Source organism: Ruegeria atlantica, assembly GCF_013032505.1.
Classification (GTDB): domain Bacteria; phylum Pseudomonadota; class Alphaproteobacteria; order Rhodobacterales; family Rhodobacteraceae; genus Ruegeria; species Ruegeria atlantica_F.
In genome coordinates this window covers 397,728-424,450 of sequence record NZ_WQCG01000001.1, presented here as the reverse complement: position 1 = coordinate 424,450, position 26,723 = coordinate 397,728, and the positions used below count along the sequence as shown (strand labels likewise).

23 protein-coding genes and 3 tRNA genes are annotated in these 26,723 nt (G+C 56.1%); 15 read left to right on the top strand and 11 right to left on the bottom strand.

What is annotated here, in order from left to right; translation table 11 throughout:
- Positions 1–34 precede the first annotated feature (34 nt).
- On the top strand, positions 35–514 hold the full coding sequence (locus GOW92_RS02135) for an Lrp/AsnC family transcriptional regulator (protein WP_170557543.1): 480 nt from the start codon (positions 35–37) through the stop codon (positions 512–514).
- Here GOW92_RS02135 and GOW92_RS02130 read toward each other — a convergent pair.
- Positions 511–1,692: a cytochrome P450 gene (locus tag GOW92_RS02130; protein ID WP_170557541.1), complete on the bottom strand. Its 1,182-nt coding sequence runs from the start codon at positions 1,690–1,692 to the stop codon at positions 511–513. The two genes, GOW92_RS02135 and GOW92_RS02130, sit on opposite strands and share 4 nt — an antisense overlap.
- Before the next feature lie 47 nt (positions 1,693–1,739).
- On the opposite strand from GOW92_RS02130, the gene GOW92_RS02125 reads away from it, so the two are divergent.
- From GOW92_RS02125 to GOW92_RS02100, 6 genes are all read left to right on the top strand, one after another.
- Positions 1,740–3,473 carry a sensor histidine kinase gene (locus tag GOW92_RS02125; protein ID WP_170557539.1) on the top strand — a complete coding sequence of 578 codons (1,734 nt, stop codon included), beginning with the start codon at positions 1,740–1,742 and terminating at the stop codon, positions 3,471–3,473.
- Positions 3,470–4,699: a sigma-54-dependent transcriptional regulator gene (locus GOW92_RS02120; RefSeq protein WP_170557537.1), complete on the top strand. Its 1,230-nt coding sequence runs from the start codon at positions 3,470–3,472 to the stop codon at positions 4,697–4,699. Before GOW92_RS02125 ends, GOW92_RS02120 begins: the two co-directional genes overlap by 4 nt.
- 370 nt (positions 4,700–5,069) lie before the next feature.
- Positions 5,070–6,071 (top strand): DctP family TRAP transporter solute-binding subunit, encoded by a 1,002-nt coding sequence (locus GOW92_RS02115; RefSeq protein ID WP_170557535.1) that lies wholly within the window; start codon positions 5,070–5,072, stop codon positions 6,069–6,071.
- A gap of 115 nt (positions 6,072–6,186) precedes the next feature.
- A complete protein-coding gene (locus GOW92_RS02110) occupies positions 6,187–6,864 on the top strand; it encodes a TRAP transporter small permease (RefSeq protein WP_170557533.1) in 678 nt (225 codons plus the stop codon).
- Positions 6,864–8,240, top strand: a complete 1,377-nt coding sequence (locus GOW92_RS02105; RefSeq protein WP_170557531.1) for a TRAP transporter large permease — start codon at positions 6,864–6,866, stop codon at positions 8,238–8,240. The genes GOW92_RS02110 and GOW92_RS02105 overlap by 1 nt, the downstream gene beginning before the upstream one ends.
- Before the next feature lie 314 nt (positions 8,241–8,554).
- A complete protein-coding gene (locus tag GOW92_RS02100) occupies positions 8,555–8,866 on the top strand; it encodes a DMT family transporter (RefSeq protein WP_170557529.1) in 312 nt (103 codons plus the stop codon).
- A 2-nt stretch (positions 8,867–8,868) separates the two neighbouring features.
- On the opposite strand, the gene tpiA is transcribed toward GOW92_RS02100, so the two are convergent.
- Positions 8,869–9,618, bottom strand: a complete 750-nt coding sequence (gene tpiA / locus GOW92_RS02095; protein WP_170557527.1) for a triose-phosphate isomerase — start codon at positions 9,616–9,618, stop codon at positions 8,869–8,871.
- Positions 9,619–9,739: 121 nt separating this feature from the next.
- Between tpiA and GOW92_RS02090 the strand changes: the two genes are divergently transcribed.
- The gene (locus GOW92_RS02090; protein ID WP_170557525.1) at positions 9,740–10,651 is read left to right on the top strand and encodes an isopenicillin N synthase family dioxygenase; all 912 of its coding nucleotides are present in this window, start codon (positions 9,740–9,742) and stop codon (positions 10,649–10,651) included.
- Here the strand turns inward: GOW92_RS02090 and GOW92_RS02085 are convergent.
- Positions 10,648–11,013 (bottom strand): HesB/IscA family protein, encoded by a 366-nt coding sequence (locus tag GOW92_RS02085; protein ID WP_170557523.1) that lies wholly within the window; start codon positions 11,011–11,013, stop codon positions 10,648–10,650. The two genes, GOW92_RS02090 and GOW92_RS02085, sit on opposite strands and share 4 nt — an antisense overlap.
- Positions 11,014–11,213: 200 nt before the next feature.
- Here GOW92_RS02085 and GOW92_RS02080 point away from each other — a divergent pair, with 200 nt between their 5' ends.
- Positions 11,214–11,549 (top strand): hypothetical protein, encoded by a 336-nt coding sequence (locus GOW92_RS02080; protein ID WP_254452873.1) that lies wholly within the window; start codon positions 11,214–11,216, stop codon positions 11,547–11,549.
- Positions 11,550–11,654: 105 nt separating this feature from the next.
- Here GOW92_RS02080 and GOW92_RS02075 read toward each other — a convergent pair whose 3' ends face one another.
- From GOW92_RS02075 to GOW92_RS02065, 3 genes are all read right to left on the bottom strand, one after another.
- Entirely contained in the window at positions 11,655–12,017 is a 363-nt protein-coding gene (locus GOW92_RS02075) for an SUF system Fe-S cluster assembly protein (RefSeq protein WP_170412809.1), read from the bottom strand.
- A 97-nt stretch (positions 12,018–12,114) separates the two neighbouring features.
- Positions 12,115–12,393, bottom strand: a complete 279-nt coding sequence (locus GOW92_RS02070; RefSeq protein WP_170557522.1) for an NfeD family protein — start codon at positions 12,391–12,393, stop codon at positions 12,115–12,117.
- The gene (locus GOW92_RS02065) at positions 12,393–13,283 is read right to left on the bottom strand and encodes an SPFH domain-containing protein (RefSeq protein WP_170557520.1); all 891 of its coding nucleotides are present in this window, start codon (positions 13,281–13,283) and stop codon (positions 12,393–12,395) included. The genes GOW92_RS02070 and GOW92_RS02065 overlap by 1 nt, the downstream gene beginning before the upstream one ends.
- A gap of 175 nt (positions 13,284–13,458) precedes the next feature.
- On the opposite strand from GOW92_RS02065, the gene GOW92_RS02060 reads away from it, so the two are divergent.
- From GOW92_RS02060 to lon, 3 genes are all read left to right on the top strand, one after another.
- Complete coding sequence (locus tag GOW92_RS02060) at positions 13,459–14,370, top strand: nucleoside hydrolase (RefSeq protein ID WP_170557518.1); 912 nt, start codon at positions 13,459–13,461, stop codon at positions 14,368–14,370.
- Positions 14,371–14,434: 64 nt separating this feature from the next.
- On the top strand, positions 14,435–15,565 hold the full coding sequence (gene tgt / locus GOW92_RS02055) for a tRNA guanosine(34) transglycosylase Tgt (RefSeq protein ID WP_170557517.1): 1,131 nt from the start codon (positions 14,435–14,437) through the stop codon (positions 15,563–15,565).
- Positions 15,566–15,776: 211 nt separating this feature from the next.
- The gene (lon, locus tag GOW92_RS02050) at positions 15,777–18,185 is read left to right on the top strand and encodes an endopeptidase La (protein WP_170557516.1); all 2,409 of its coding nucleotides are present in this window, start codon (positions 15,777–15,779) and stop codon (positions 18,183–18,185) included.
- Between the two features lie 45 nt (positions 18,186–18,230).
- Here lon and GOW92_RS02045 read toward each other — a convergent pair whose 3' ends face one another.
- Positions 18,231–19,817 (bottom strand): APC family permease, encoded by a 1,587-nt coding sequence (locus tag GOW92_RS02045; protein WP_170557515.1) that lies wholly within the window; start codon positions 19,815–19,817, stop codon positions 18,231–18,233.
- Between the two features lie 127 nt (positions 19,818–19,944).
- Positions 19,945–20,019 (bottom strand) — tRNA-Val (locus GOW92_RS02040).
- A 211-nt stretch (positions 20,020–20,230) separates the two neighbouring features.
- On the opposite strand from GOW92_RS02040, the gene GOW92_RS02035 reads away from it, so the two are divergent.
- The 3 genes from GOW92_RS02035 to uvrA all read left to right on the top strand — a co-directional run bounded on the left by GOW92_RS02035 (position 20,231) and on the right by uvrA (position 23,465).
- Positions 20,231–20,307, top strand: a tRNA-Asp gene (locus tag GOW92_RS02035).
- Positions 20,308–20,353: 46 nt separating this feature from the next.
- Positions 20,354–20,430: transfer RNA gene (locus GOW92_RS02030), tRNA-Asp, on the top strand.
- 176 nt (positions 20,431–20,606) lie between these two features.
- A complete protein-coding gene (uvrA, locus tag GOW92_RS02025; RefSeq protein WP_170557513.1) occupies positions 20,607–23,465 on the top strand; it encodes an excinuclease ABC subunit UvrA in 2,859 nt (952 codons plus the stop codon).
- A gap of 143 nt (positions 23,466–23,608) precedes the next feature.
- On the opposite strand, the gene mmsB is transcribed toward uvrA, so the two are convergent.
- The 3 genes from mmsB to GOW92_RS02010 are packed head-to-tail and all read right to left on the bottom strand — an operon-like array spanning position 23,609 to position 26,678.
- A complete protein-coding gene (mmsB, locus tag GOW92_RS02020; protein WP_170557511.1) occupies positions 23,609–24,481 on the bottom strand; it encodes a 3-hydroxyisobutyrate dehydrogenase in 873 nt (290 codons plus the stop codon).
- A gap of 3 nt (positions 24,482–24,484) precedes the next feature.
- Entirely contained in the window at positions 24,485–25,528 is a 1,044-nt protein-coding gene (locus tag GOW92_RS02015) for an enoyl-CoA hydratase/isomerase family protein (protein ID WP_170557510.1), read from the bottom strand.
- A 7-nt stretch (positions 25,529–25,535) separates the two neighbouring features.
- On the bottom strand, positions 25,536–26,678 hold the full coding sequence (locus tag GOW92_RS02010; protein ID WP_170557509.1) for an acyl-CoA dehydrogenase family protein: 1,143 nt from the start codon (positions 26,676–26,678) through the stop codon (positions 25,536–25,538).
- Positions 26,679–26,723: the final 45 nt, after the last annotated feature.

Below are 26,723 nucleotides of genomic sequence, written 5' to 3'. Positions count from 1 at the left end.
GGAACGTTCGTTTCGAAACGAAAGGAAATTTGGAATGTCGGTGCGGATTGACGATACGGATCGGAAAATTCTGGTCGAGCTGCAGCGGGACGCAAGCCAATCGCTGGACGAAATAGCCGCCCGTGTCGGTAGTTCCAAGACCCCGGTCTGGAATCGGATACGCAAGCTGAAAGGAGCCGGTGTGATCGGTCAGCAGACCGTATTATTGGACGCCGAAGCACTGGGATTTGAGGCCACATTCTTTGTGTTGATCCGTACCTCAGAGCATGAAGCCGACTGGCAGCACAAGTTTCTCAAAGCCCTGCGCGACAGGCCCGAAGTGCAAGAGGCGCACAGGTTGGCGGGTGACATCGATTATATCCTTAAGGTGCGGGTCAAGAACGCGCGTGCCTATGATGAGTTCTATCAGGCGCTGATTTCAGAAGTGCGCGTTCACAATGTGACTGCTTTGCTGTCTATGGAGGAAATCAAATCGACGACCATGCTGCCCTTGAACGCATTGATCCAAAGCTAAGTCTGCACCATCAATCTGGTCAGCCCGTGGAAATGGTAGGTGTTCGAATACTCCGGATCGGCGCTCAGGCGCAGGTTCGGACAGCGTTCAAACAACGTGGACAGCGCGACTCGCATTTCCATGCGGGCCAGCGGAGCACCAACGCAAAAATGCAGACCAGCACCGAAACTGGTGTTTGTGACAATGGCCCGGCTGGGATCAAACCTGTCCGGGTCAGTCCAGACCGCGGGGTCCCGGTTTGCCGCGCCCAATAGCAGCGCAACCTCATCTCCGCGTTTAAAGCTGTGCCCGAAAACATCTATGTCTTCATAAGCATAGCGGGTGAACATATGTAGCGGCGGATCATAGCGCAAAATCTCTTCGACTGTGCAATCGATGCTGTCAGGCAAAAAGACTTGGGGGCTGACGCCAAGTCGCAGAACGGTCTTCACGCCATTTCCAAGCGAGTGCACGGTCGCCTCGTGCCCGGCATTCAAAAGCAGGATGCAGGTGGCGACCAACTCTTCGAGCGATAACTTCTCGCCATCTTCCTCGGCCACAATCAATCGTGTGATTAGGTCGTCTTGTGGATCGTTGCGGCGTTGCTCAATGTAGCCCATCAAAAAGTTGGTGAATTCCTGCGAAGAAGTAGCGGCGGCAGTTTCGGTCTCAGGTGTACGGCTGGCCTGATACATTGCTACCATATCATGGGACCAGCGCAGCAGGTTGGGTGACATTTCCTCGGGCACGCCCAGCAGGCGGCAGATCGTTATGACCGGAACTTGCGTGCAATAGGCGGAAAGAAGATCAAAGGGTTCATCGGGAAAAGCGTCAATCAAAGAATGAGTTAGGTCGCGAATCGAAGGTTCCAGCGCCGCAATTGCCCGCGACGTGAATGCCCGCATCACCAGCGCCCGCAAGCGTGTATGCCTCGGCGGTTCTGCTTCGAGCAACGAGTGTGCCTCGACCGCCAGCCACGGTGCCAGATGTGCTGGTCCAGGTGTTTGCAATTCTTCTGGCACCTCACGCCCAAAGCGGCGGTCTTTCAGAAGGGCCGATACTGCATGGTGTGACACCGCTGCGACCTTCCCATAATCGTCCCAAAAGACCAGGTCACCGCTCGCGCGCGCCTGACCATAGAACGGGTAGGGGTTTTGTACGAAATCCGGATCGACCGGGGATTGAAATACCGTCTTCATGCGGCGCAGACTTGCCATGCAGCGCGCTGAATGCAAGACCCTATGTCATGCAACGCGTTTGGGTCATTCTGGGATTTTTGATTGCTGTCGGGCTGTTGGCCGTCGGCGTCTGGTCTTATGGCTACCGACAGGCGCTGTCGCAGCTTAGCGAAAAGGCCGAGGCCGACCTTGAACTGGCTGCAGACCGCCTAAGCACTCAGATGCAGGTCTATCAGGAACTGGCCGTGTTGATGGCCACGCATCCCGTTCTGCGGTCCCTTGAAACGCCGGCGCAGCAACAGACCGCGCGCGAGATCTTGCTGGACGTGGCTGACAAGACCTCGGCCGTCAACATGATGTATCTGGACCAAAACGGGCGGGTTCTGGCCTCGGCGCAGCCGGTGGATCGCCAAGACATGGCCGATCATCCTGCATTCCAGCGTGCAATGCAGGGCGCGATGGGCAGCGCGCATGGTGTTGTAGAAGGCAGCGGAGATCGCACATATTCCTACGCCGCCCCTGCCTTTGGTCCTGTCGGTCAAGTCGAGGGCGTACTGATCGTTGTGGCCGATGTGCAGGATGTTGAACAGACCTGGCGGGGTAGTACCGAGGCGGTGTTTTTCATTGATGGAGACGGCGTTGTCTTTATTTCCAACCGATCAGATTTGCTGTTTTGGCACCGGGATGAGGGACAGGTGGGCCTGACACCTCCGGATGGCGGGGCGGTCGATTTCGCCTCGGTTCAGGTCGGTCCGCATGAGGTATGGCAGTTGAATTGGGGGCGATACCTGCCCAGCCGTGCGTTGCACCTGATGTTGGACCTGCCTGTCATTGATATGACAGCTGAGGTTCTGGTCGATGTGGCACCCGCGCAGCGCCTGGCGAGTTTGCAGGCAGCAACCGTTGCCGCAATCTGTTTGGCCTTCGGCGCACTGTTGTATTTGGCGACCGAACGCCGTCGCACATTGGCCGAGGCCAACGCTGTTTTGGAAAGCCGGGTCGCGCAACGGACACATGCTTTGACGGCTGCGAACACCGCTCTGCGCCGCGAGGTGCGTGAACGCGAGGATGCCGAAACCGCGCTGAAGCATGCGCAGGAAGAGCTGATTCAGGCGGGCAAACTCAGCGCGTTGGGCCAGATGTCGGCGGGTATCAGTCACGAATTGAATCAGCCCCTGATGGCGATCCAGCAATTCGCCGACAATGGCGCCGCTTTTCTTTCCCGCGGCCGGGATGAGAAAGCGTCGGAGAACCTGACCCGCATCTCTGCCATGGCAGCCCGGATGGCGCGCATCATCAAGAACCTCCGTGCTTTTGCACGCAACGAAAGCGAACCGATGGGTAAGGTCAATCTGGTTCAGGTGATAGATACGGCGGTGGAACTGACCGAGGCTCGGTTGCGGACCGAAGATGTCAATATGGATTGGGCACCGCCCAACAGCCCGGTTTACGCGTGGGGCGGCGAAGTACGGTTGGTTCAGGTGTTCGTGAACCTGATCAACAATGCTGCTGACGCGATGGGCGGGCAGGTCGATCGCCTTATTCGCATCAGGATCGAACATGGCAACAAGCTGGCCGTTACCGTCCGCGATATCGGTCCTGGTATCGAAAACTCGGAAAAGCTGTTCGAGCCGTTCTACACGACCAAGGCCGTCGGATCCTCTGAGGGGATGGGGCTCGGGCTTTCGATCTCGTATGGTTTGGTGCAAAGCTTTGGGGGTAATATCCGGGGTGCAAATCTGGATACCGGGGCGCTGTTCACGGTCGAGCTTGAGCCTTTCACGGAACACGAGGTCGCATGACGCGGAAAGTCTTACTGGTTGATGATGATGCCGCCGTTCGCGAGGCCTTGGCGCAAACGCTTGAGCTGGCGGACTACGATCCCGTCACTGCAGGGTCCTTTGTTGCAGCAAAAGACCATATTCGCGCGGATTTTCCCGGCGTGATCGTTTCAGATATCCGAATGCCGGGCCGGGACGGGTTTCACCTTCTGAACTATGCGCGCGAGGTTGATCCCGACCTGCCGGTTGTTCTCTTGACCGGAGAGGGTGACATCCCGATGGCGGTGCAGGCCATGGGACAGGGTGCGTTCGGCTTTCTGGAAAAGCCATGTGCGGCAGCAGACCTGCTGTCTGTTTTAGAGCGCGCACTGAACGCGCGCGCCCAGGTGATCGAACAACGTGCCCTGAAATCAGAGCTTGAGCGCGGAGACCCGGCCGCGCGGTTGTTGTTCGGTCTGTCTGCACAGGCCGAGGCGCTGCGTGAACGGGTCCGATCCGTCGCACCCACCGGGGCTGAGGTTCTTGTAACCGGGCCGCCTGGAAGCGGGATTTCGAAAGTTGCCGAGGTCGTGCATTTGATGTCGCCGGTCGGGCAGGGTCCATTCGTCAAGCGCCCGGCCTCGGGGCTGACGCCCGAGGGACTGGCGCGAGTGTGTGAAGATGCGGCCGGTGGGTCTTTGTTTCTGGATGAGATTTCGGCCATGCCAGGTGCGACGCAATACGCCGCACTTGAGTTGGTAGAACAGGGTACCGGCGCACGTATTGTTGCAGGGACGACCGCCGATCTGGCCGTGCTGTCAGATCAGGGCAAATTCAATGCCGACCTGTTCTATCGTCTGGACGTCATGCGTGTGCGGATCCCGTCACTAGCGGAACGGCCCGAAGATATCCCAGTGATCTTTCGCCATTATGTCGCGCAAGCGGCAGAACAGGCGGGTATTGCCGAGCCCGAGATCACCTCAGAGCGACTGGCATCATTGATGGCCAGCGATTGGCCGGGCAATGCCAGATCGCTGATGTCGGCGGCGATGCGCTTCGTGTTGGGGATGCCTGAGGAGGTTGCACAGGCGGCTGATCTGGGACTGAGCGAGCAAATGGCGCGCGTCGAACGTTCGTTGCTGATTGCGGCACTGGGTCGGCACAATGGGAAAGCGTCAGATGCAGCAAAGGCATTGAAGCTGCCGCGTAAGACTTTTTACGACAAATTGGCGCGCTATCAGATTCGCCCCGAAGATTATCGGCGCTAACAGGGGCACCCGCCGCCTTTGGTCGCAATATCAGTTATTTGAAGGCATTGGGCCATAAGCATGTATCCAGAGGCGGCGGGTGTTCGTTCAAGAATCATCAGGTGAGTCGTTCGATCCGATTCGGGGCGCGTGCGGAAATCCGCACATCCGGGGGTATGGCTGTGCGGAATTCCGCACAGAAAGATGCATCGCTGGTTGATGATAGTGAAGAAGATCCTGGTAACTATCAGAAATAAAATAATAATAATGCTAGTCCTCGAATTTCGAACAAAAAGTTGAGCGGTCGGCATTGATTCGCTTCACTGCGCGTCATGCGACGTCGATCCGGCGTCGACGGAAGGTTTCATGGAAGTCTGGGAGGAAAAGACAGATGAAATTCCTTACAACTGCTGCCACCGCACTCGCGCTTAGCGTTTCGGCCTCGGCTGCAATGGCCGCCTGTGACGACGGCGAGATCGTAGTCAAGTTTGCGCATGTCACGAACACTGACAAACACCCCAAGGGTATCGCGGCATCGCTGCTGGAACAGCGCGTGAACGACGAGATGAATGGCGTAATGTGCATGGAGGTCTATCCGAACTCCACGCTCTATAATGATGACAAGGTTCTTGAGGCGATGCTGCAAGGCGACGTCCAACTCGCTGCGCCATCGCTGTCGAAGTTCGAGAAGTTTACCAAGCAGTTCCGCCTGTTTGACCTGCCGTTCATGTTCAAGAACATCGACGCCGTGGACGCCTTCCAGGCCTCAGCGGATGGTCAGGCGATGAAAGACAGCATGCAGCGCCGCGGCCTGCAGGGCCTGGCTTTCTGGCACAATGGTATGAAGCAGATGTCGGCCAACAAGCCGCTGGAGGCCCCGTCGGATGCCGAAGGTCTGAAGTTCCGTGTTCAGTCTTCGGACGTTCTGGTTGCCCAAATGGAAGCCATCGGCGGTAGCCCACAGAAAATGGCGTTCTCGGAAGTCTATGGCGCGCTGCAGCAGGGTGTTGTTGACGGGCAAGAAAACACCTGGTCGAACATCTACGGCAAGAAGTTCTTCGAAGTGCAGGACGGTATTACCGAGACCAACCACGGTATCATCGATTACCTGGTTGTGACATCGGTTGACTGGCTGGACAGTCTTGACCCGGAAGTCCGCGATCAGTTCCTGACCATCCTGGGTGAGGTGACCGAGACCCGGAACAAGGAAGCCTTTGCTGTGAATGAAGCGGCCAAAGCGTCGATCACCGATGCAGGCGGTATCATCCGCGATCTGAACCCTGAACAGCGTCAGGCGTGGGTCGACGCGATGAAACCCGTTTGGGACAAGTTCGCAGACGACGTAGGTCAGGACAAGATCGACGCCGCTCAGGCCATCAACGCCGGGTTCTGATCCCGGTTCAGGCCGCGTGTCCAAAGACTGGGGAGTTGCTGACGCGCAGGCCGGGCGGGCCGAGATCTGGCCCGCCACACCAAACTCTCATCACTAATAATGTGGGGACAGATAAATGTCTGGTTCGAAACCCGGCCAAGGCGGGCTGGTCGACCATATCGAAGAGACTCTGATTGCATCGCTCTTGGGCCTGATGACAGTCGTGACCTTCGCCAATGTAATCGCGCGGTTTGTATTCAATTCCAACATCCTGTGGGCACTTGAACTAACGGTTTTTGCCTTTGGGTGGCTGGTGTTGCTGGGCGCGTCATACGCGGTCAAAAAGCACGCTCACTTGGGTGTGGATGCAATCCTGAACATGCTGGCCCCGGCGCCGCGCCGCATTTTGGCACTGATCTCGGTGGCGTGTTGTCTGGCATTTTCGCTGCTGCTGTTGAAAGGGTCGTATGACTATTGGGCCGTGTTTGCCGACCTGCCGCCCACCTCGGGCCGCTGGTTCCCGACCGGTTTCAATTTCGATGCACGCAGCCAGAGCTTTTACGAAGTTGACGATATTCCCATGGTCGCACCGCTGCGCTTTCTTGAGGACCTGATCAACTATGGCGAGGGGTATGAAAAACTGCCCAAGGTGGTGCCGTATCTGGTGCTGCCGGTGTCGATGCTGCTTCTGGTGATCCGCTTTGCGCAGGTCGCAGTACAAATCTGGCGTGGTGAGACCGACCGTCTTGTCGCCAGCCACGAAGTCGAGGACGAGATCGAAGAAGTCCGCGCTCAGCAAGGAGAGCATGACTGATGGACGTCGTACTTCTTTTCTCAATGGTTATTGGCCTGCTGCTGATCGGTGTGCCGATTGCGGTGGCCTTGGGCCTCAGCTCGACCCTGTTCCTGTTGATCTACTCCGACAGCTCGCTGGCTTCTGTGGCAGGTACGCTTTTTGAAGCTTTTGAAGGGCACTTTACCCTGTTGGCCATTCCGTTCTTCATCCTCGCCTCATCCTTTATGACAACGGGCGGCGTGGCGCGACGGATTATCCGTTTCTCGATTGCCTGCGTTGGCCATTTGCCGGGTGGCCTGGCAATTGCGGGTGTCTTTGCCTGTATGTTGTTCGCTGCGCTTTCGGGCTCTTCGCCGGCCACGGTTGTTGCCATCGGTTCCATTGTGATCGCCGGTATGCGGCAGGTTGGCTATTCCAAGGAATTCGCCGCTGGTGTGATCTGTAACGCGGGTACGCTGGGCATTCTGATCCCGCCGTCCATCGTGATGGTTGTTTACGCTGCGGCCGTTGAGGTCTCGGTTGGGAGGATGTTCCTTGCGGGCGTCATCCCGGGCCTGATGGCGGGTCTTATGCTGATGGTCACGATTTACGTCATGGCCAAAGTTAAGAACCTGCCGAAGGGTGACTGGAAGGGTTGGGGTGAAATCTTTACCTCGGCACGCGAAGCCGGTTGGGGCCTATTCCTGATCGTGATCATTCTGGGCGGTATCTATGGTGGTATCTTCACGCCGACCGAGGCTGCAGCAGTGGCTGCCGTATATGCCTTCTTTATCGCCAGCTTTGTCTACAAGGACATGGGGCCGCTCAGCACCGCTGGGGACGGCCAGAGCGTTCCGCTGCTGAAAAAGCCCTATGCGCTGGTCACGGCGTTCTTTCACCCCGATACCAAGCACACGCTGTTCGAGGCGGGCAAGCTGACGGTGACATTGCTGTTCGTCATCGCCAACGCGCTGATCCTCAAGCATGTGCTTACGGATGAACAGGTGCCTCAGCACATTGCAAGCGCCATGCTGTCTGCGGGTCTTGGTCCGGTCACCTTCCTGATCGTCGTCAACGTGATCCTGTTGATCGGCGGTCAGTTCATGGAGCCCTCGGGCTTGCTGGTCATCGTGGCACCTTTGGTGTTCCCGATCGCCATCGAACTGGGTATCGACCCAATCCATCTGGGCATCATCATGGTGGTGAACATGGAAATCGGAATGATTACGCCCCCGGTTGGTTTGAACCTTTTCGTGACCTCGGGCGTAGCCGGTATGCCAATGATGAGCGTTGTGAAGGCGGCGCTGCCGTTCCTGGCCGTGCTGTTCGTCTTCCTGATCATGGTGACGTATATTCCGTGGATTTCGACCTTCTTGCCCAATACCTTTATGGGTCCGGAAATCGTGACGAACTAGCGGGCATGCCCGCGACAAAAAAGGCCGGGTCTTTGACAGACCCGGCCTTCTTGCTGCGCGTTACTTCCCAGTGTGACCCGCTTGATCCTGTCATCAGCGCGATTGCGTCACATGCCCTTGTGACACTCGCTGTTATCAAGGGGCAAAGCACTCTTCATATACTGCAATTTTCGACTCGTACCCTTTGCGAGTTTGCGACCAGCACAACGCATCCTCTTGAATGCCAATCAAGAGACTTTATGTACGGACAAGAGGACGACCTCGCCACATTGGTTGATCATTCGGGACGACCCGAAACGATGTGAGGTTTTTCTATGCCCTGGATATTTTTGTTGTTCGCCGGTCTGCTGGAAATTGTATGGGCCGTTGCCATGAAGCAGTCCGCCGGTTTCACGCGCTTATGGCCCACGGCCCTGATGGGTGTGTCGATGATCGGATCGTTCGGATTGCTTGCCCTTGCGATGCGCGATCTGCCTTTGGGCACGGCCTATACGATTTGGACCGGCATCGGTGCCGTCGGGGCCTTCATGGTCGGCGCAATGTTTCTGGGTGAGGCGCTGACTGCGCCCCGCCTGATCGCGGCGGCCCTGATTGTGACGGGGCTGGTGACAATGAAACTAGCCTGACCTCAGGCCTTTTGCAGGGCGTCGATAATGCCGGAAAAGTCGTGGGCTTTCAGGCTTGCGCCGCCCACCAAGGCCCCGTCCACGTTAGAGACAGCAAAGATTTCGGCTGCGTTGCCCGGTTTGACCGAACCACCATAGAGCAAACGGACCGAGCGGCCGACACCTTCGCCAAACCGACGCTCAAGCCGGGCGCGGATGAAGTCGTGCACTTCTCCGATCTCGTCCAGGGTGGGAACCTTGCCGGTGCCAATAGCCCAGATTGGCTCATAAGCAACGATCAGGTTTTCGCCGGTCGACTGGTCTGGGATCGAACCGGACAACTGTCCGCCGATTATGTCCAGCGTGTTCGCGGCCTCGCGCTGCTCCAGGCTTTCGCCGACGCAAATGATGGCTTTCAGGCCCGTGTCCATCGCAGCGCGGGCTTTGGCGCGAACATCGTCGTTTTGCTCACCATGATCCTCGCGCCGTTCGGAATGGCCAAGAATGACCGCACTTGCCCCTGCATCCATTAGCATCTGGGCGCTGACATCGCCTGTATGCGCGCCGGATTCGGCCGCGTGGCAGTCCTGTCCACCGACCGAAATTCCGGTGTCTTTTACCGTTTCTGCCGCGCGGTGCAGCAAGGTTGCGGGTGGGCAAATCAGAACATCCACTGATGCGTCAGGAAACGACCCGGCTAGCGACTGAAGCTCGGGCAAATCAGCCGCAGTTCCGTTCATTTTCCAGTTTCCAGCCGCCAGCTTGCGTCGCATAACGCATACCCCCAAATAAATCGTTGTTTGGTCATCGGATAGCACCACCGGCCGAGCCTGACAATTCCGGTTGCAAAGGTCAGATCACAACGGCAGGTTCCGCTTCACATTGGAGGGCGGCATGATCGACGATTTGAATCTGAAGAAACTGGACGACCGTGAGGCTTCAGAGCTTGCAAAACTGTTGCATGCCGTGGGTGAGGTTGGCTTTTTGACGGTGTCCAACACCGGGCTTGATGCAGATCAGGTACGGAACGTTATCGAAACCTATCGCGAATTCTTTCATTTGCCTGACCGTCACAAAAAGACCGTTGATATGGCAATGACGGGTTCGAACCGAGGGTGGGGCGCGTCGCAATCCGAACAGGTGGACCCAATGGCCAATCCCGATTTCAAGGAAGTGTTCGATTGCGGCTATGAGCTGCCAGCCGGAAACGCATATGCTGACAAAGGACTGAGTGTGTATGCACCGAACCTGTGGCCGGAAAAGCCCCAGGAATTTCAAGGTGTAATCCGAGCATATTACAGCGAGGCTTGCTCGGTTGCGATGCGCGTTCTCAGGTCCATTGCCGTCGCTTTAGGCCGGGATGAAACCAGCTTTGATCGCGCCTTCGACACACCAATGGCCCTTTTGCGCGGAAACTTCTATCCAGAACGCCCGGCATGGGCCGGTGATCGGGATTTTGGCATTGGGGCACACACGGACTATGGATGCCTGACATTGCTGGCGACCGACGGTGTTTCAGGACTGGAGGTCCGGATGCCGGATGGCAGCTGGCAACCGGTCTCGGCCGCACCGGGTACGTTCATCATCAACTTTGGCGAGATGCTGGAATTCTGGACCGCCGGAAAAGTAAAAGCCACCGAACACCGCGTTGTGGGCGGTACGCAGGAACGTGTTTCGGTCCCACTCTTCTTTAATCCGTCCTACGAAACTAACGTCGCTCCGCCGAAATCAGGCGAGACAATCAGCGCCGGTGACCATCTCACACGGCGTTACAACGAAACCTATGTGCATTTGAAGGCGAGTTAGTTTTGTGAAGACAGCGCGTCGTCGAATTTGATGGATTCACCGCATCCACAAGCGTCCACGACATTCGGGTTGCGGAACTTGAACCCGGATTCGAGTAGCGAAACTTCATAGTCGATTTCGGTTCCGAACAGGAACATCTGCGCCATTGGCGCGATCATGATGCGGGCGTCGTCCTGCTCGACCACCTCGTCGTTGGGTTCGGCCTCATCTACGTAATCCATGGTGTATTCCATGCCCGCGCAGCCGCCTTTCTTGATGCCAATACGCAAGCCAGCATGACCGCCGGACGCCATCAGGCGTGCGATTTGCTCGGCGGCTTTGGGCGTCATTGTCACGGCCTGTTTGCCGGGAATGCCAAACATGGTGGTCTCCGTTGCGCTACATTATCCCCAATTTAGGGCCGAGACGCGTCAGGCTCAAGACATAGCAAACCTGCTGACCTAATTTTTACCGTCAAAATGCTTGTCCCACGGGTGGCCGCTCAAAGTAAACTTGCATCTTAATCAACGTTCACCTTAGCCTGACCGCAGTATCAGGCTTTATTGATAAAGGGCAAATAATCATGGCAGGTTTTAGCATTAAGTTCGGAAAAACTCTTCTACTGCAGGTCGCTAGCGCCTTCTTCTTATCCGCGAATTTCGTGTCTGCCGAAACAGACGGCAAGGTGCACCCAGTGAATTGCTCCACAGCCGAGGGTGATCTTCGGGCCATCGCAGCTGAAAAGAAACATGCGGAAGATCAGCAGGTGGAAAGTGTCATTGCAATCACACCTGCGGGGGCCTTGCTGGGTCTGGCCACTGGAACTGAGCAGAAAAGACTGACGATGCTCTCCGGCGACTATGTCAAGAAACTGGATGAGCGTGCGGAAGAAATCAAAGCGACGTGCGGCGTAAAATAAGCTGCGTGGTTCTGCCATAAATACAAATAGGGCCGCTTTTTCGACAAAGCGGCCCTGTTGCTTGATTACATATTGTTTACATGTCTTTAGAGTGAAAACCTGAGGCTACATGAAGCCCAGTTCCAGACGTGCTTCGTCCGACATCATTTCCATGCCCCACGGGGGCTCCCATATTAGTTCTACGTCAACTTCCTTGACGCCCGCGACCGGTTCGATCGCCTCGACAATCCACCCCGGCATCTCGCCGGCGACCGGGCATCCAGGCGCAGTCAGGGTCATGATGACCTTCACAGCGTTTTCCTTGGTGATGTCGATCGTATAGATCAGACCCAGATCGTAGATATTTACCGGAATCTCAGGGTCGAAGACGGTTCTGCAAGCCTCGACCACAGATTCGTAGAGTGGATGATCGATGGTCGAAGGCGCAATCAACGGCGTACCTTCGAACTGTTCACTTGGATGCGTCATTCATGCCTCGGGGCTGTTACCTGATAAATTATATAGGGAAAGCCTGTGGCAGCGTCCAGTGGTGCCGTGGGGCCCCGGGACGCTGCGTCGATTTGGATCACTCGTTGATATCGTGGCGGAAGGTTTTGACCTGACCGTGGGGCAGGGCAAACATGCGACGCAGGATCAGCCAGGACACCAGCGATAGTGCTGCAAAGATCAATAGTAGTACCGGTAGGCCTGGGGCAAAGCCCGGAAGCACAAGCAAAAGCCCCGTGACAGCTGCTCCAATCGCAAAGCCAAGAAAGATGAACCCCGGCAAGACGATCTCAAGTATGCCCAGAGCAAGCGCTCCGGCCAGCCAGAGCCACCATGTAAGCCAGAAGGGATCAGCCATTACTTTCCTCCTTTCAGCATTTTAAACGCATCGCCAAAGGCTTCAAGCGCGTTGGCAGGGACAACAATGGTTTGCGATCCGGTACCGTTACCCAGCGCGTTCAGGGCTTCGACCTGCTTCAACGCAACCTGATACTGAGCAGCCTCGATACCATTGTCCTGAATGGCCTTGGCGACAACGCCGGTTGCATATGCTTCAGCTTCGGCCTGAATACGGCGGGCTTTTGCGGTCTGCTCGGCCGCATAAAGTTCTGCATCGGCCTGCAATTCGACTGAGCGTTTCTGTCCTTCGGCCTCGGTCACCTGCGCACGGCGGGCACGTTCGGCATTCAACTGCTGCAACATCGCGTCGCGGGTGGCCTGATCGAGGTTCACGTCCAGAATCTCGGCCCGGGTTACTTCGATACCCCAGTCATCAACGGCGGTTTCTACGCTTTCCTGAATGCGCTCAATCAGTTGCGCGCGGTTCGACTGGACCTCATCCAGATCCATCTTACCGATTTCGGCACGGACGATACCTGCAACCGTTGTTGCGATCGCACCATCGACGTCGCGGATCCGGTACACAGTCTTTTCAGGTTCAAGAATGCGGTAAAATACCGATGTATCGATCTGGACCAGTACGTTGTCCTTGGTGATCGCGTCTTGCGTCGCATTTGGCAACTGGCGTTCAAGAATGGATATCTTATGACGTGCAACATCCAGAAAAGGAACGATAAAATTAATGCCGGGGCCAAGCACTGAGTGCAGGCGGCCAAAGCGTTCAACCACATATTTTTCCGATTGCGGCACAATTTTTATGCCCTTGAGTATTACAACGACGATCAGAACTGCTGCGAGCAGGTAAATGATGTTCGATGTTAGCAGTCCGATTATCTGATCTTCGGTCATATCTGTCCTCTTTTATTGTGTACTATGGTATACACTTGGGGATTGACTCGCCCATTTTCAACTCTGGTATGGCGGGAACGGGGATGGATGCAAATCTCAGAAACCCGAGATGTGGCATGGAAAATTTTGAATGTGGCTGCTTTGCATCCGGTCGTGATTGCGCTATCGGGCGGGGATGAAACTGATAATTGATACAGATCCGGGCATCGACGATGCGATGGCCATTGCCTATGCCGCCGCTGCACCAGAAATTGACCTGATTGGCCTGACCACCGTTTTTGGCAACACACATGTGCATCAGTCCAGCCGCAACGCGCGGTTCCTGCTGCATAAACTGGGGATCGACGCCCCGGTTGCAGAGGGCGCGCCGCACCGGCGGGGGGCAGATTCGCATACGCCGTCCGAGCATGTGCACGGCCCCGAAGGGTTTGGGGATATCACCGAAATTCCGCAGGTTGGATCAAATCACACTATGACCGCGGCTGAATTTCTTGTGGATCAGGCGCGGGAACACAAGGGTGAGCTGGTCGTTTGTGCTGTTGGCCCGCTGACCAATATCGCCGATGCCATGCAGCTGGATCCTGAGTTTGCGGGCAACATCAAGCGACTGGTGATCATGGGTGGCGCTGTGTTTTGTCCCGGAAACATCACTGAACATGCCGAGGCCAACATATATAACGATGCACTGGCCGCGGATGCGGTGTTCGCATCGCCGCCGGATACGGTTCTGGTCGGCTTGGATGTCACGCTGAAAACTCTGTACGCGAATGCAGATTTCGAGGCACTGGCTGCACGTTCCGCTGATATGGGTGGGTTCCTACGCGACATCTCGAAATTCTACCTGAAATTCTACAAGGATATTGGTGGTTTGGAGGGGTGCGGCCTGCACGACTCCACAGCCGTGATAGCTTGTACGCACGAACCCATGTTCGAGATGGTAGAAACCGGGCTTCGGGTGGTGGCCGAAGGGACGCAAATCGGAGCAACCCGACCAGACACGGGTAGACCAACAGTTCGCGTATGCCGTGATGTGGACGGGGCGGGGGTTGTAAGCCTGTTCACCGACCGCGTCGCGTCACTGCCCTGACGTCTTGCATTAGTAGCGAAGATCGGGCAATTGCTGCCCGGTTCAGCGATCCTGAGGCATTCAAATGACAGACCGTTTTTCTTTCGACCTGAAGGCCACGGATGGAAAGGCCCGCACCGGAGTTATCAATACTCCGCGTGGTGAAGTGCGCACACCTGCATTTATGCCGGTCGGCACCGCGGCAACAGTCAAAGCAATGATGCCGGAAAGTGTACGCGCTACAGGGGCGGACATACTGCTGGGCAACACCTACCACCTAATGTTGCGTCCGACAGCCGAGCGGATCGACCGTTTAGGTGGGTTGCACAAATTCATGAACTGGGAGCGGCCGATCCTTACGGATTCCGGCGGGTTTCAGGTGATGTCGCTGGCCGGATTGCGGAAGCTGACCGAAAAAGGCGTGACCTTCAAATCGCATATTGACGGCTCGCGTCACGAGTTGACGCCTGAACGGTCGATGGAGATTCAGCGCCTTTTGGGCTCTGACATTGTCATGTGCTTTGATGAATGCCCGGCATTGCCTGCGGACCGGGATCGCATTGCGGAATCGATGCGCCTGTCGATGCGGTGGGCTCAGCGGTCACGCGATGCTTTCGGAGATCGCCCAGGCCATGCGCTGTTTGGCATTCAGCAGGGTGGGCTGGAAAAGGATTTCCGCGAGGAATCAGCCGAGGCGCTGAAAGAGATCGGTTTCGAGGGTTACGCCGTCGGCGGTCTTGCCGTGGGCGAAGGGCAAGAAGCGATGTTTGACGTGCTGGACTTTGCGCCGGACATGCTGCCTGTTGACAAACCGCGCTATCTGATGGGCGTCGGAAAACCAGACGATATCGTTGGTGCGGTCGCGCGCGGAATCGACATGATGGATTGCGTTCTGCCTTCCCGTTCGGGGCGTACCGGGCAAGTTTTTACACGTTACGGTGTTGTGAACATCAAAAACGCCCGCCACGCTGATGACCCGCGTCCGCTGGACGAAAACTGCACGTGCCCGGCATGCTCGAATTATTCGCGTGCTTACCTACATCACGTTTTCCGCTCGAACGAAATGATCTCGGGCATGCTGCTGACCTGGCACAACTTGCATTATTTCCAAGAGATTATGCAGGGCATGCGCGATGCGATTGCCGCCGGCACTTTTGAGGCCTGGCAAGCAGAGTTCCATGCGCAGCGCGAACAAGGCGATATTGAGCCCTTTTGATAGGCACTCGGCGTAATGATGATGAAAATCGCCGAATAGTCCGTTAGGTGCCTTGCAGTCCCGAACACCTCAGGTCATTCTCACTTCGAGAGATGACGGTAAGGTTGAAATAGGGCACTAACTGCCCCACCTTAATCGTCCAAGACAGGAGACGGCCAGGCGTTGCCTCGATGAGGGACCAGAGCCGTCTTGCCAATGATAAGGATAGAGCATGCAAGAGCCCCTGAACTCCTCATACCCAGTGCTGCCGTTGCGCGATATCGTGGTTTTCCCACATATGATCGTGCCGCTGTTCGTCGGTCGTGAAAAATCCGTCCGCGCGCTGGAAGAAGTGATGCAGGACGACAAGCAGATTCTGTTGTCCAGCCAGATCGACCCAAGTGACGATGACCCCACCGAGGACGGCATCTATCGGTCGGGCGTGCTGGCCAATGTATTGCAGTTGCTGAAATTACCGGACGGCACCGTGAAGGTGCTGGTCGAAGGCCAGGCTCGTGTGAAAATCACGGAATTCCTTGAAAACGAAGAGTTCTTTGAGGCCCGCGCCGAATATCTGACCGAGATTCCAGGTGATGTGACGACGACCGAAGCGCTGCAGCGCACGGTTGCAGACGAATTCGAGCGCTATGCGAAAGTGCGCAAGAACATCCCCGAAGAAGCACTCACTGCAGTGGGCGAGACTGCCGAACCCGCCAAGCTGGCCGACCTCGTGTCGGGTCACTTGGGTATTGAGGTCGAGCAGAAGCAGGAACTGCTGGAAACCCTCAGCGTCAGCGAGCGTCTGGAAAAGGTCTATGGCCTGATGCAGGGCGAAATGTCTGTTTTGCAGGTCGAGAAAAAGATCAAGACCCGTGTCAAAACCCAGATGGAGAAAACGCAGCGAGAGTACTATCTGAATGAGCAAATGAAGGCCATTCAGAAGGAGCTTGGCGATGGCGAGGACGGCAGCAACGAGGTCGCCGAGCTGGAAGCCAAGATCGAAGAGACCAAGCTGTCGAAAGAGGCGCGCGAAAAGGCCGAAGGCGAGCTGAAGAAGCTGCGCAATATGAGCCCGATGTCGGCTGAAGCCACTGTCGTGCGCAACTATCTGGACTGGATTTTGGCCTTGCCGTGGGGCACCAAATCTCGCGTTAAGAAAGATCTGGCGCGCGCGCAAACCATTCTAGATGACGATCACTATGGGCTTGAGAAGGTCAAAGAGCGGATCGTTGAATATCTGGCGGTTCAGCAGCGTTCGAAGAAGCTGAAAGGCCCGATCCTGTGCCTTGTCGGCCCTCCGGGTGTGGGTAAGACCTCGCTGGGTAAGTCCGTTGCCAAAGCCACGGGGCGCGAGTTCATTCGCATCTCGCTGGGTGGTGTACGCGATGAATCCGAGATCCGCGGTCACCGTCGGACCTATATCGGCTCGATGCCAGGTAAGATCATTCAGGCGCTGAAGAAGGCGAAAACCACGAACCCGCTCATCCTGCTCGACGAAATCGACAAGATGGGGCAGGACTTCCGTGGTGATCCGGCTTCGGCAATGCTTGAGGTGTTGGATCCGGAACAGAACAGCACGTTCATGGATCACTACCTTGAGGTCGAATATGACCTGTCCAACGTGATGTTCCTGACCACGTCGAACAGCTACAACATGCCTGGGCCTTTGCTGGACCGGATGGAGATCATCCCGCTGGCCGGTTACACCGAAGAGGAAAAGAGCGAGATCGCCAAGCAACACCTGATCGACAAGCAGGTCAAAAACCACGGTCTTAAGGCCAAGGAGTTTGAACTGACCGATGAGGCGCTGCAGAAGATCATCCGCACGTATACCCGTGAAGCGGGGGTGCGAAACCTCGAACGTGAAATCGCTAAGGTTGCGCGGAAATCGCTGACCAAGATCATCAAGAAAGAGGCGGAAGAGGTCACTGTGACGCCCGACAATCTGGATGATTTCCTTGGTGTGCCGAAGTTCCGTTATGGGCTCGCTGAGCAGGACGATCAGGTCGGTGTTGTTACCGGTCTGGCGTGGACCTCCGTTGGTGGTGACCTGCTGCATATCGAGGCGCTGAAACTGCCGGGCAAGGGTCGGATGAAAACCACCGGTAAGCTGGGCGATGTGATGAAGGAATCCATCGATGCGGCGTCGTCCTATGTGCGGTCAATCTCGCCTCAGATCGGGGTGAAGCCGCCTAAGTTTGACTCGCTGGATATCCACGTCCACGTGCCGGACGGCGCGACACCGAAAGATGGGCCATCGGCCGGTCTGGCTATGGTAACGTCGATCGTGTCGGTCCTGACTGGCATTCCGGTACGCAAGGATATCGCCATGACCGGTGAGGTTTCGTTGCGTGGTAACGCGATGCCAATAGGCGGTTTGAAAGAGAAACTGCTGGCGGCGCTGCGCGGTGGCATTAAGACGGTTCTGATTCCGGAAGAGAACGAAAAGGATCTCGCCGAGATCCCGGACAACGTGAAAGAAGGCCTGAAGATCATTCCGGTCAAGCACGTGTCCGAGGTTCTTAAAGAGGCACTGGTGCGCGAACCCGAAGCCATCGAATGGGATGAGGCCGCCGAAGAGGCTGCCGCAGCCGCTGCGAAGGCTACGGAAAGCTCGAGCCCGTCGGCGACGACACACTAAGAAATAAACAAGGAAAAGGCGGGGTCTTCCCCGCCTTTTTTCTGTTCAGAATCCGATGACGGGTTTCTTCGGGTCCAGAACCTCTTCCTCTGCAATGTAGATTCGAAATTTTTTGGCCGACAGGGAGGATCGGACCGCAAGGCCGAAGATGGCGGTCGAAAACAGCACGCACAGCAGGATGTCCCAGCCAAAGGGAATTTGCTTTAGCGCACCTTCGCCGAACTGTCCCAGAAAAGAGATCAGGCCGATCCCGACGAAGTAGGGAACCAGCCACAAGGCTTCAGTTACATCCATTTCGTCCAGTCGATTGTGGAATCGTGCAAGAAGCAGAACGAACCCGATGACCAACGCGATGCCAAGCCGCCAAACGGTGTCCCATCCGCTCCAATAGACGATGAGGGTTGCGACCGCGAAGGCCGTGACAGCCACCACTTTAACAAAGGGGATGCGAATTGAACGCGGGTGGTCCGGCATCAGTCGGCGCAGGCAAACTACGGCGATTGGTCCGACGGCAAACGATACAACGATGGCGGCACCATTCAGGGCGATAACTGTGGTAAACGGAACCGTAAGAAGGAATAACACTCCGATCAGAAAGTTCAGGGCCAATGCCCACAAAGGCACCCCGAACGCGGACAACATTTGCAGACGTTTTGGCAGGAACCCGTTCTGTGACAAAGCCAGCGCGATCCGTGCGTTTGAGCCGGTAGAAACCAAACCATTACCGAAAGGTCCGATGACCGAGCCGATGTTCAAAAAGCTTAGAAACCAGACGATTCCGACTGATAGGATGACTCCGTCCAATGGCCCCTGACCGCCGAAGTTTAGGTTCGCCCAACCGTTCTTCAGCATTGCCGGATCAAGCGCGCCAATGAACGCGATCTGCAAACCGACATAGATGGCGGCACACAGAATGATGGAAAGCACCAAGGCAGCTGGGATCGCTACTTTGGGATTTCGAACCTCGCCGGCCATATCGACCACATGGCGAAAACCGATAAAGGAAAAGATAACGCCCCCGGTGGAAACAGCTGCCATGATCCCCTGTAGACCATAAGGCGCAAAACCACCCGGTTGGGTGAAGTTCCCAGTTTCAAATCGGCTTGCGATCAGCAATACCGACAGCACGATGGGGATAGCAATTTTTGCCCATGTCAGCGTTGCGTTGACCTGCGTGAAAAACTTCACCCCCAACGCGTTAATGACCACGAACAGCAGCATGAAAAACAGCGCCACGGTGATACCGGCACCGGTCAAATCGCCCGTTTCGGCAGCGTGCAGCCAGGGGGCATAGGGTGCGAGGTATTTCAGCATAGCTTCGACCTCAATCGGGGCGGTGGTGTTGTACCCAATCCAAGCCGTCCATCCCATTGCCATCGAAACGATGTTGCCGTGCGAAAACTGTGGGACACGGGCGATCCCTCCGGGAATGGGAAGCATGGCCGAGATCTCGGCGAAGGTTATGGCAAGAACAAACATGGCCACCGCACCAATGATCCAAGACAGGATCGCGGCAGGCCCTGCGTGTTGCACCGCAAGCAAGGGGCCGAACAACCAGCCCGATCCGATGATTCCGCCAACCGAAATAAAAGTCAGACCGACAAGGCCGATATCCCGTTTCAACTTGGCCATGCGAAATCCTGTGCTGCGGCGCCGATCAATTACACGGCAGATGCAGGGACGATACGCAGCCGAAACGCAAGCTGGCAAGTTTCGTAGTTTCAATACCTTGAAGGACGTTGATTCTCAGAAAAGGGAATGGTGGGTGATAAGAGATTTGAACTCCTGACATCTTCGATGTGAACGAAGCGCTCTACCACTGAGCTAATCACCCGTAGGCGGTGCAGTTACAGGGACGCGGATCGGTTGGCAAGATGGCCGATGGTGAATTACTGCCGACCTTTGAAAGACGGGTTTTCTGGTCCTGCGAGCGGGTGCGCAAATCGGAAAAAAACAGGTTCTTCGAAAAAACTTCAAAACGCCGCTTGACGATGTCGGGGCGTAGCCATAATACACCCAAACGTTCAGCGATGAACAGACAGCGGGCGGTTGTAGCTCAGTTGGTTAGAGTACCGGCCTGTCACGCCGGGGGTCGCGGGTTCGAGCCCCGTCAACCGCGCCACTGCTGTCAGCCTGGATCCGGGTAAATGGATCACGAAAATAGATGCGCGGTTGTAGCTCAGTTGGTTAGAGTACCGGCCTGTCACGCCGGGGGTCGCGGGTTCGAGCCCCGTCAACCGCGCCATTTTCCCAAAAGTCAGCGTTGAAATCGTAACTTGTTGCACGCTTCGGCGTGTCAGTTGCGATGCTGCTTTGTCGAATAGGCGAATAGATGACAGTTCTTGCTTTGTTCTGATTTTTCTGTTGGAGTTCCAGCGTCGTTCACCTATTTCTAAGACACTTGTGTGTTGGGGGCCAAAAATGGCTGAGCTGAAGAATATCGAAGTGCGCGGCGCGCGCGAGCATAACCTCAAAGGTATCGACGTGGACATCCCGCGCGATCAGCTTGTGGTGATCACCGGGCTGTCAGGATCTGGCAAGTCTTCTTTGGCTTTTGACACGATCTATGCCGAGGGCCAGCGTCGTTACGTCGAAAGCCTTTCGGCCTACGCCCGTCAGTTTCTGGACATGATGGAGAAGCCGGATGTGGAGCACATCAGCGGCCTGTCGCCTGCCATTTCGATTGAACAGAAAACCACGTCCAAAAACCCGCGTTCTACGGTCGGAACGGTCACCGAGATCTATGACTATATGCGCCTGCTGTTCGCTCGCTCCGGTACGCCGTACAGCCCGGCCACTGGGCAGCCGATTGAGGCCCAACAGGTTCAGGACATGGTCGACCGCATCATGACGATGGAAGAGGGGACTCGCGGATATCTTCTCGCTCCGATCGTCCGCGACCGCAAAGGGGAATACAAAAAGGAATTCCTCGAACTGCGCAAACAGGGCTTTCAACGCGTAAAAGTCGATGGTGAGTTCTATGAGTTGGACGAACCACCAACGCTGGACAAGAAGTTTCGCCATGACATTGATGTCGTCGTCGATCGCCTTGTCGTTCGCGAAGGGATGGAAACCCGGCTAGCTGACAGTCTGCGTACAGCGCTGGATTTGGCGGACGGTATTGCCGTTCTCGAGACCGCACCGCGCGAAGGCGATCCGGAGCGTATTACGTTCAGCGAGAACTTTGCCTGCCCAGTCAGCGGCTTTACGATTCCTGAAATCGAACCCCGTTTGTTTTCGTTCAATGCTCCGTTCGGGGCTTGCCCGGATTGTGACGGTCTGGGCGTCGAGTTGTTCTTTGACGAGCGCCTTGTTGTGCCGGATCAAACCTTGAAACTGTACGACGGGGCGCTGGCGCCTTGGCGTAAGGGGAAGTCGCCGTATTTCCTGCAGACCATCGAAGCAATCGCCCGGCATTATGAGTTCGACAAGAACACGCCGTGGAAAGATCTGCCAGCAAAGGTTCAGCAAGTGTTCCTGCGTGGTTCGGGCGATGAGGAAATCCAGTTCCGCTATGACGAAGGCGGGCGCGTTTATCAGGTGACCCGCAGCTTTGAAGGTGTGATCCCGAATATGGAGCGCCGCTATCGCGAGACTGACAGCGCCTGGATTCGGGAAGAGTTCGAGAGATACCAGAACAACCGGCCCTGCGGTGCCTGTGGAGGCTATCGCCTGCGTCCTGAGGCGTTGGCAGTCAAGATTGCAGGGATGCATGTCGGGCAGGTGGTTCAGATGTCGATCAGAGAGGCTCTGGCCTGGATCGAGGATGCGCCGAACCATCTGAGCGTTCAAAAAAACGAAATCGCCCGTGCCATTCTCAAGGAAATACGTGAACGGCTGGGATTCTTGAATAACGTTGGTTTGGAATACCTTACGTTGTCCCGCTCAAGTGGTACGTTGTCTGGCGGTGAAAGCCAGCGCATTCGCTTGGCCAGCCAAATCGGGTCGGGTCTGACGGGGGTTTTGTATGTCCTCGACGAACCGTCAATCGGACTGCATCAGAGAGACAATGACCGCCTTCTTGGTACTCTTAAGAACCTGCGTGATCAGGGAAATACTGTAATCGTGGTTGAGCATGACGAAGAGGCGATCCGTGAAGCGGACTACGTCTTTGACATCGGGCCGGGGGCCGGAGTGCACGGCGGACAAGTCGTCAGCAAAGGAACACCGGAACAGATTGCGGCGGATGCGGCTTCAATGACCGGTCAATACCTGGCAGGGACTCGTGAAATCTCGGTTCCTGTGGAAAGACGGAAGGGCAACAAAAAGAAGGTTACTGTTGTCAAAGCAACCGGGAACAACCTGAAGAACGTGACGGCCGAGTTTCCACTGGGCAAGTTTGTCTGCGTCACCGGTGTTTCCGGAGGCGGGAAATCGACGCTTACGATTGAGACATTGTTCAAAACCGCGTCGATGCGCCTGAACGGCGCGCGGCAAACACCGGCACCTTGTGAAACCATCAAAGGGTTGGAGCATCTGGATAAGGTCATCGATATCGACCAGCGCCCTATCGGGCGAACTCCGCGTTCGAATCCAGCGACTTACACCGGGGCCTTTACACCGATCCGCGATTGGTTTGCCGGTCTGCCCGAGGCGAAGGCCCGCGGATACAAGCCTGGGCGATTTAGCTTTAACGTCAAAGGCGGTCGCTGCGAGGCGTGTCAAGGCGACGGCGTGATCAAGATCGAGATGCATTTTTTGCCAGATGTTTACGTCACCTGCGAAACCTGCAAGGGCGCGCGGTACAACCGCGAAACACTTGAGATTAAGTTCAAGGGCAAGTCTATCGCCGATGTCCTTGATATGACCGTCGAAGACGCGCAGGAGTTCTTTAAAGCGGTGCCGTCGATCCGCGATAAAATGGATGCGCTGGCCCGTGTCGGGCTTGGCTATATTAAGGTTGGGCAGCAGGCGACCACGCTTTCGGGTGGCGAGGCGCAGCGCGTGAAGCTTTCAAAGGAATTGTCCAAACGCTCGACCGGGCGGACTTTGTATATTCTGGATGAACCAACCACTGGCCTACATTTCGAAGACGTGCGCAAGTTGTTGGAAGTGCTGCATGAACTGGTCGATCAAGGGAACACGGTTGTTGTGATCGAGCACAATCTGGATGTCGTCAAAACCGCTGACCATATCATTGATATCGGTCCCGAAGGCGGCGACGGCGGGGGTGAGATCGTGGCGACAGGTACACCCGAGGATGTGGCTGAGGTCGAACGCAGCCACACCGGTAAGTACCTCCAGCCGATGTTGGATGGACAAAAAGTAGCCGCTGAATGAGCTTTGCACAAAGAACAGCGTTGGCGGCAGATTCTTACTTTTGGGAATTTACCCTGTCGCTTGTTATTTAGCTTGGTGCGACAAAATATTGTTGGGCGACGCAAGGCCACCCAATGAAATTTTCGCCCCTTAGCTATTGCGATCTACGATCGTCCGCGTTTCTCGAACCGTGGCAGCATGGCGGAAAAATCCTTGCCCAAGCCGTCTTCGGATTCGACGAACTTCTCATAGAGCGCGGCTGCGACCTGTCCCATGGGAGTGTCTGCGTCCGAGCTTTCAGCAGCTTGCTGGCTGAGGCGAAGATCTTTCAGCATCAGTTCAGCCGCGAAACCGGGCTGATAGTCGTTGTCCGCAGGGCTGGCAGGGCCGACACCCGGGGCAGGGCAATAGGCGTTCATCGTCCAGCTATAGCCCGAGGACGTGCTGACCACATCGAACATCTTTTGCCGGTCCAAACCAAGTTTGTCAGCCAGGGCAAATGCCTCACAGGTTGCGATCATCGTGACGCCAAGAATCATGTTGTTGCAGATCTTGGCAGCCTGACCGGCGCCGGAGTCGCCACAATGCACGGCCTTCTGCCCCATGATGTCAAACAGCGGAGCGGCTTTTTCAAAAGCGGCGTCGCTGCCGCCTGCCATGAAAGTCAGGGTCCCCGCAGCGGCACCGCCAATCCCACCCGACACCGGCGCGTCGACTGCCAGAACATCCTCTGTGCTGGCCTGTTCGGCGACGGCACGGGCGCTGTCGACATCGACGGTTGAGCAATCAATCCAAACCGCTCCGGACGTCATGGCGGGGATGATCTCATTCGCCACCGCGCGCAGGATTTGCCCGTTGGGCAACATGGTTATTACGACGTCGGCACCTGTGGCAGCCTCGGCCCCTGAATTGGCCATGTTAACGCCCGGAACAGCGACGTCCGCCATATCAAAGCCGGTGACATCATGCCCTGCTTTGGCAAGGTTGGCTGCCATCGGATTACCCATATTTCCCAGGCCGATAAACCCGATTTTCATTCCTTAATCCTCCTCGAATGTCAGCGTGTCCGCGCCCAAAGGCTGCAACATCTTCGAAACGGCAACTGCCGGAACATCCTGATCTTTATGGAGCCAGTTGGGGTTGCGGTCTTTGTCGATGATTTGCGCCCGGATGCCTTCCAGAAAATCCCCATGCTCCATCGCACGATAGGTAAAGCGATATTCGAGTTCCAATGCCTTGCGCATTGTCAGGTTTGGGGTACGCAGACGATGCAGCATCTCAACCGTGCAGGCCATGGACAGAGGCGAGTTGCGTCCGATCAGCTTAAGTGCATTTACAGCGGCGTCACTATTCCCAGAGGTGCGAAGACTGTTCTGGATATCGCCCAGTGTTTCGCCACCGAAATGTGCGTTGATGTCAGCTTGTAGGTTGGCTAACGCCCCTGTCGGTGGTGTTTCGGAGTGGCGTTCCAGAGTGTCGGCGTCGCCGGAGGCTTCGAGCATGTCAATCAGATCGGACCATTGATCTTGCGGGATAAAGTGATCAGCAAAGCCGGCCAGGATAGCATCGGCAGGGCCCATGCGGTGGCCGGTGATACCAAGGAACTCTCCCAACCGTCCGGGCGCGAGTGCCAGCATCAGTGTGCTGCCGACATCCGGAACCAAACCGATCGAGCATTCGGGCAGGGCGATTTGCGTCGTTTCGCCCACGATACGATGGCTACCGTGGCACCCGATGCCAACACCGCCGCCCATCGTGAAGCCTTGGAGAAAGCTGACTACAGGCTTGGGATACTCAAAAATCAGTGCGTTTAGACGGTATTCATCGCGCCAGAACTTTTGCCCATATGCAAAATCGCCCTTTGCTCCGGTCTCATAGAGCTCGGCGATATCGCCGCCTGCGCAGAAGGCCTTGTCACCCTCGGCATCCAGAATGACCAGATCAACCGCATCATCTTCGCGCCAATTACGCAAGGCGGTGTCGATGGCCAGGCACATATCATAGCTGAGTGCGTTCAGCGCCTTTTGCCGGGTCAGTGTGATACGGCCGGCACGGCCTGCGGTCCGAATATAGATGTCCGACATAAAGTCCTCAGCGCTGAGAGAGCATCTGGCGCGCAACGATAACTCGCATGATCTCGTTCGTGCCTTCCAATATCTGATGCACGCGCAGATCGCGTACAAGCTTTTCGATGCCATAATCGGCCAGATAACCATAGCCGCCATGCAACTGGAGGCACTGATCAACCACTTTCGACCCAGTTTCAGTTACAAATTTTTTAGCCATCGCGCAGAACTTTGTGGCGTCCGGTGCGCCCTGATCCAGTTTCCATGCGGCCTGACGCAGGAATGTCCGGGCGGCCTGCAACTCAATCTCCATATCCGCCAGGCGGAACTGCAAAGCCTGAAACTGGTCAATGGACTGCCCAAAAGCCTTCCGTTCGGACATGTACTGTAGCGTCATGTTCAGTCCGGATTGCGCGGCACCCAGCGAACAGGAAGCAATATTCAGACGTCCGCCATCCAACCCCATCATCGCGTATTTGAATCCGTCGCCTTCGACACCAACGAGGTTGGAAGAAGGGATTTTGCAATCGTCGAACTGTACTTGAGCAGTTGGCTGGCTTTTCCAACCCATCTTTTGTTCTAGCGCACCAAAGCTTAGGCCAGAGGTGCCATCTTCGACATAGACCGTCGAAATGCCCTTGGGGCCATCTTGACCGGTGCGCACCATGCAGACATAGGCATCCGAGTATCCGCCGCCCGAAATAAATGCCTTGGTGCCGTTCAGGGTGTAGCCTTCGTTTGTGCGTTCAGCGCGGGTTTTCAACGCGGCTGCATCGGATCCCGATCCGGGTTCGGTCAGGCAATAGCTCAGCACGGTGTTTAAGCTCAACACATCGGGCATAATACGGGACTTCAGCTCGTCACTGGCAAAGTTGTCCAGCATCTTGGCGCACATGTTGTGGATCGACAGAAATGCTGCGACCGAGGGGCAGGCCATCGACAAAGCTTCGAACACAAGCGTGGCGTCCAGACGCGTCAGGCCGGAACCACCGCTGTCTTCGGACACATAAAGACCGCCGAAACCCAGCTCACCAATGCGCGGCCACAGGTCTTTTGGGATGGTGCCTTCGGCCTCCCATTGGCGGGCATATGGAGCGATGTTTTCCTGCCCGAAATCATGGGCCATGTCGAAGATCGCATTCTGCTCTTCGGTCGTTGCGAAATCCATGGCTTGCCTCCCACGCTGCCCGGTGAATTGAACGAGTGTTTATTT

Bases quoted from the DNA above. Each gene is read 5' to 3' on its own strand.
- GOW92_RS02085 (WP_170557523.1), bottom strand. From the start codon at position 11,013: ATGTTTGGCATTCCCGGCAAACAGGCCGTGACAATGACGCCCAAAGCC.
- GOW92_RS02045 (WP_170557515.1), bottom strand. From the start codon at position 19,817: ATGGCCAAGTTGAAACGGGATATCGGCCTTGTCGGTCTGACTTTTATT.
- uvrA (WP_170557513.1), top strand. From the start codon at position 20,607: ATGGCTGAGCTGAAGAATATCGAAGTGCGCGGCGCGCGCGAGCATAAC.
- GOW92_RS02080 (WP_254452873.1), top strand. From the start codon at position 11,214: ATGGCAGGTTTTAGCATTAAGTTCGGAAAAACTCTTCTACTGCAGGTC.
- GOW92_RS02060 (WP_170557518.1), top strand. From the start codon at position 13,459: ATGAAACTGATAATTGATACAGATCCGGGCATCGACGATGCGATGGCC.
- GOW92_RS02125 (WP_170557539.1), top strand. From the start codon at position 1,740: ATGCAACGCGTTTGGGTCATTCTGGGATTTTTGATTGCTGTCGGGCTG.
- GOW92_RS02090 (WP_170557525.1), top strand. From the start codon at position 9,740: ATGATCGACGATTTGAATCTGAAGAAACTGGACGACCGTGAGGCTTCA.
- GOW92_RS02120 (WP_170557537.1), top strand. From the start codon at position 3,470: ATGACGCGGAAAGTCTTACTGGTTGATGATGATGCCGCCGTTCGCGAG.
- GOW92_RS02010 (WP_170557509.1), bottom strand. From the start codon at position 26,678: ATGGATTTCGCAACGACCGAAGAGCAGAATGCGATCTTCGACATGGCC.
- GOW92_RS02115 (WP_170557535.1), top strand. From the start codon at position 5,070: ATGAAATTCCTTACAACTGCTGCCACCGCACTCGCGCTTAGCGTTTCG.
- GOW92_RS02110 (WP_170557533.1), top strand. From the start codon at position 6,187: ATGTCTGGTTCGAAACCCGGCCAAGGCGGGCTGGTCGACCATATCGAA.
- GOW92_RS02130 (WP_170557541.1), bottom strand. From the start codon at position 1,692: ATGAAGACGGTATTTCAATCCCCGGTCGATCCGGATTTCGTACAAAAC.
- GOW92_RS02075 (WP_170412809.1), bottom strand. From the start codon at position 12,017: ATGACGCATCCAAGTGAACAGTTCGAAGGTACGCCGTTGATTGCGCCT.
- lon (WP_170557516.1), top strand. From the start codon at position 15,777: ATGCAAGAGCCCCTGAACTCCTCATACCCAGTGCTGCCGTTGCGCGAT.
- GOW92_RS02100 (WP_170557529.1), top strand. From the start codon at position 8,555: ATGCCCTGGATATTTTTGTTGTTCGCCGGTCTGCTGGAAATTGTATGG.
- GOW92_RS02105 (WP_170557531.1), top strand. From the start codon at position 6,864: ATGGACGTCGTACTTCTTTTCTCAATGGTTATTGGCCTGCTGCTGATC.
- GOW92_RS02015 (WP_170557510.1), bottom strand. From the start codon at position 25,528: ATGTCGGACATCTATATTCGGACCGCAGGCCGTGCCGGCCGTATCACA.
- tpiA (WP_170557527.1), bottom strand. From the start codon at position 9,618: ATGCGACGCAAGCTGGCGGCTGGAAACTGGAAAATGAACGGAACTGCG.
- tgt (WP_170557517.1), top strand. From the start codon at position 14,435: ATGACAGACCGTTTTTCTTTCGACCTGAAGGCCACGGATGGAAAGGCC.
- mmsB (WP_170557511.1), bottom strand. From the start codon at position 24,481: ATGAAAATCGGGTTTATCGGCCTGGGAAATATGGGTAATCCGATGGCA.
- GOW92_RS02070 (WP_170557522.1), bottom strand. From the start codon at position 12,393: ATGGCTGATCCCTTCTGGCTTACATGGTGGCTCTGGCTGGCCGGAGCG.
- GOW92_RS02135 (WP_170557543.1), top strand. From the start codon at position 35: ATGTCGGTGCGGATTGACGATACGGATCGGAAAATTCTGGTCGAGCTG.
- GOW92_RS02065 (WP_170557520.1), bottom strand. From the start codon at position 13,283: ATGACCGAAGATCAGATAATCGGACTGCTAACATCGAACATCATTTAC.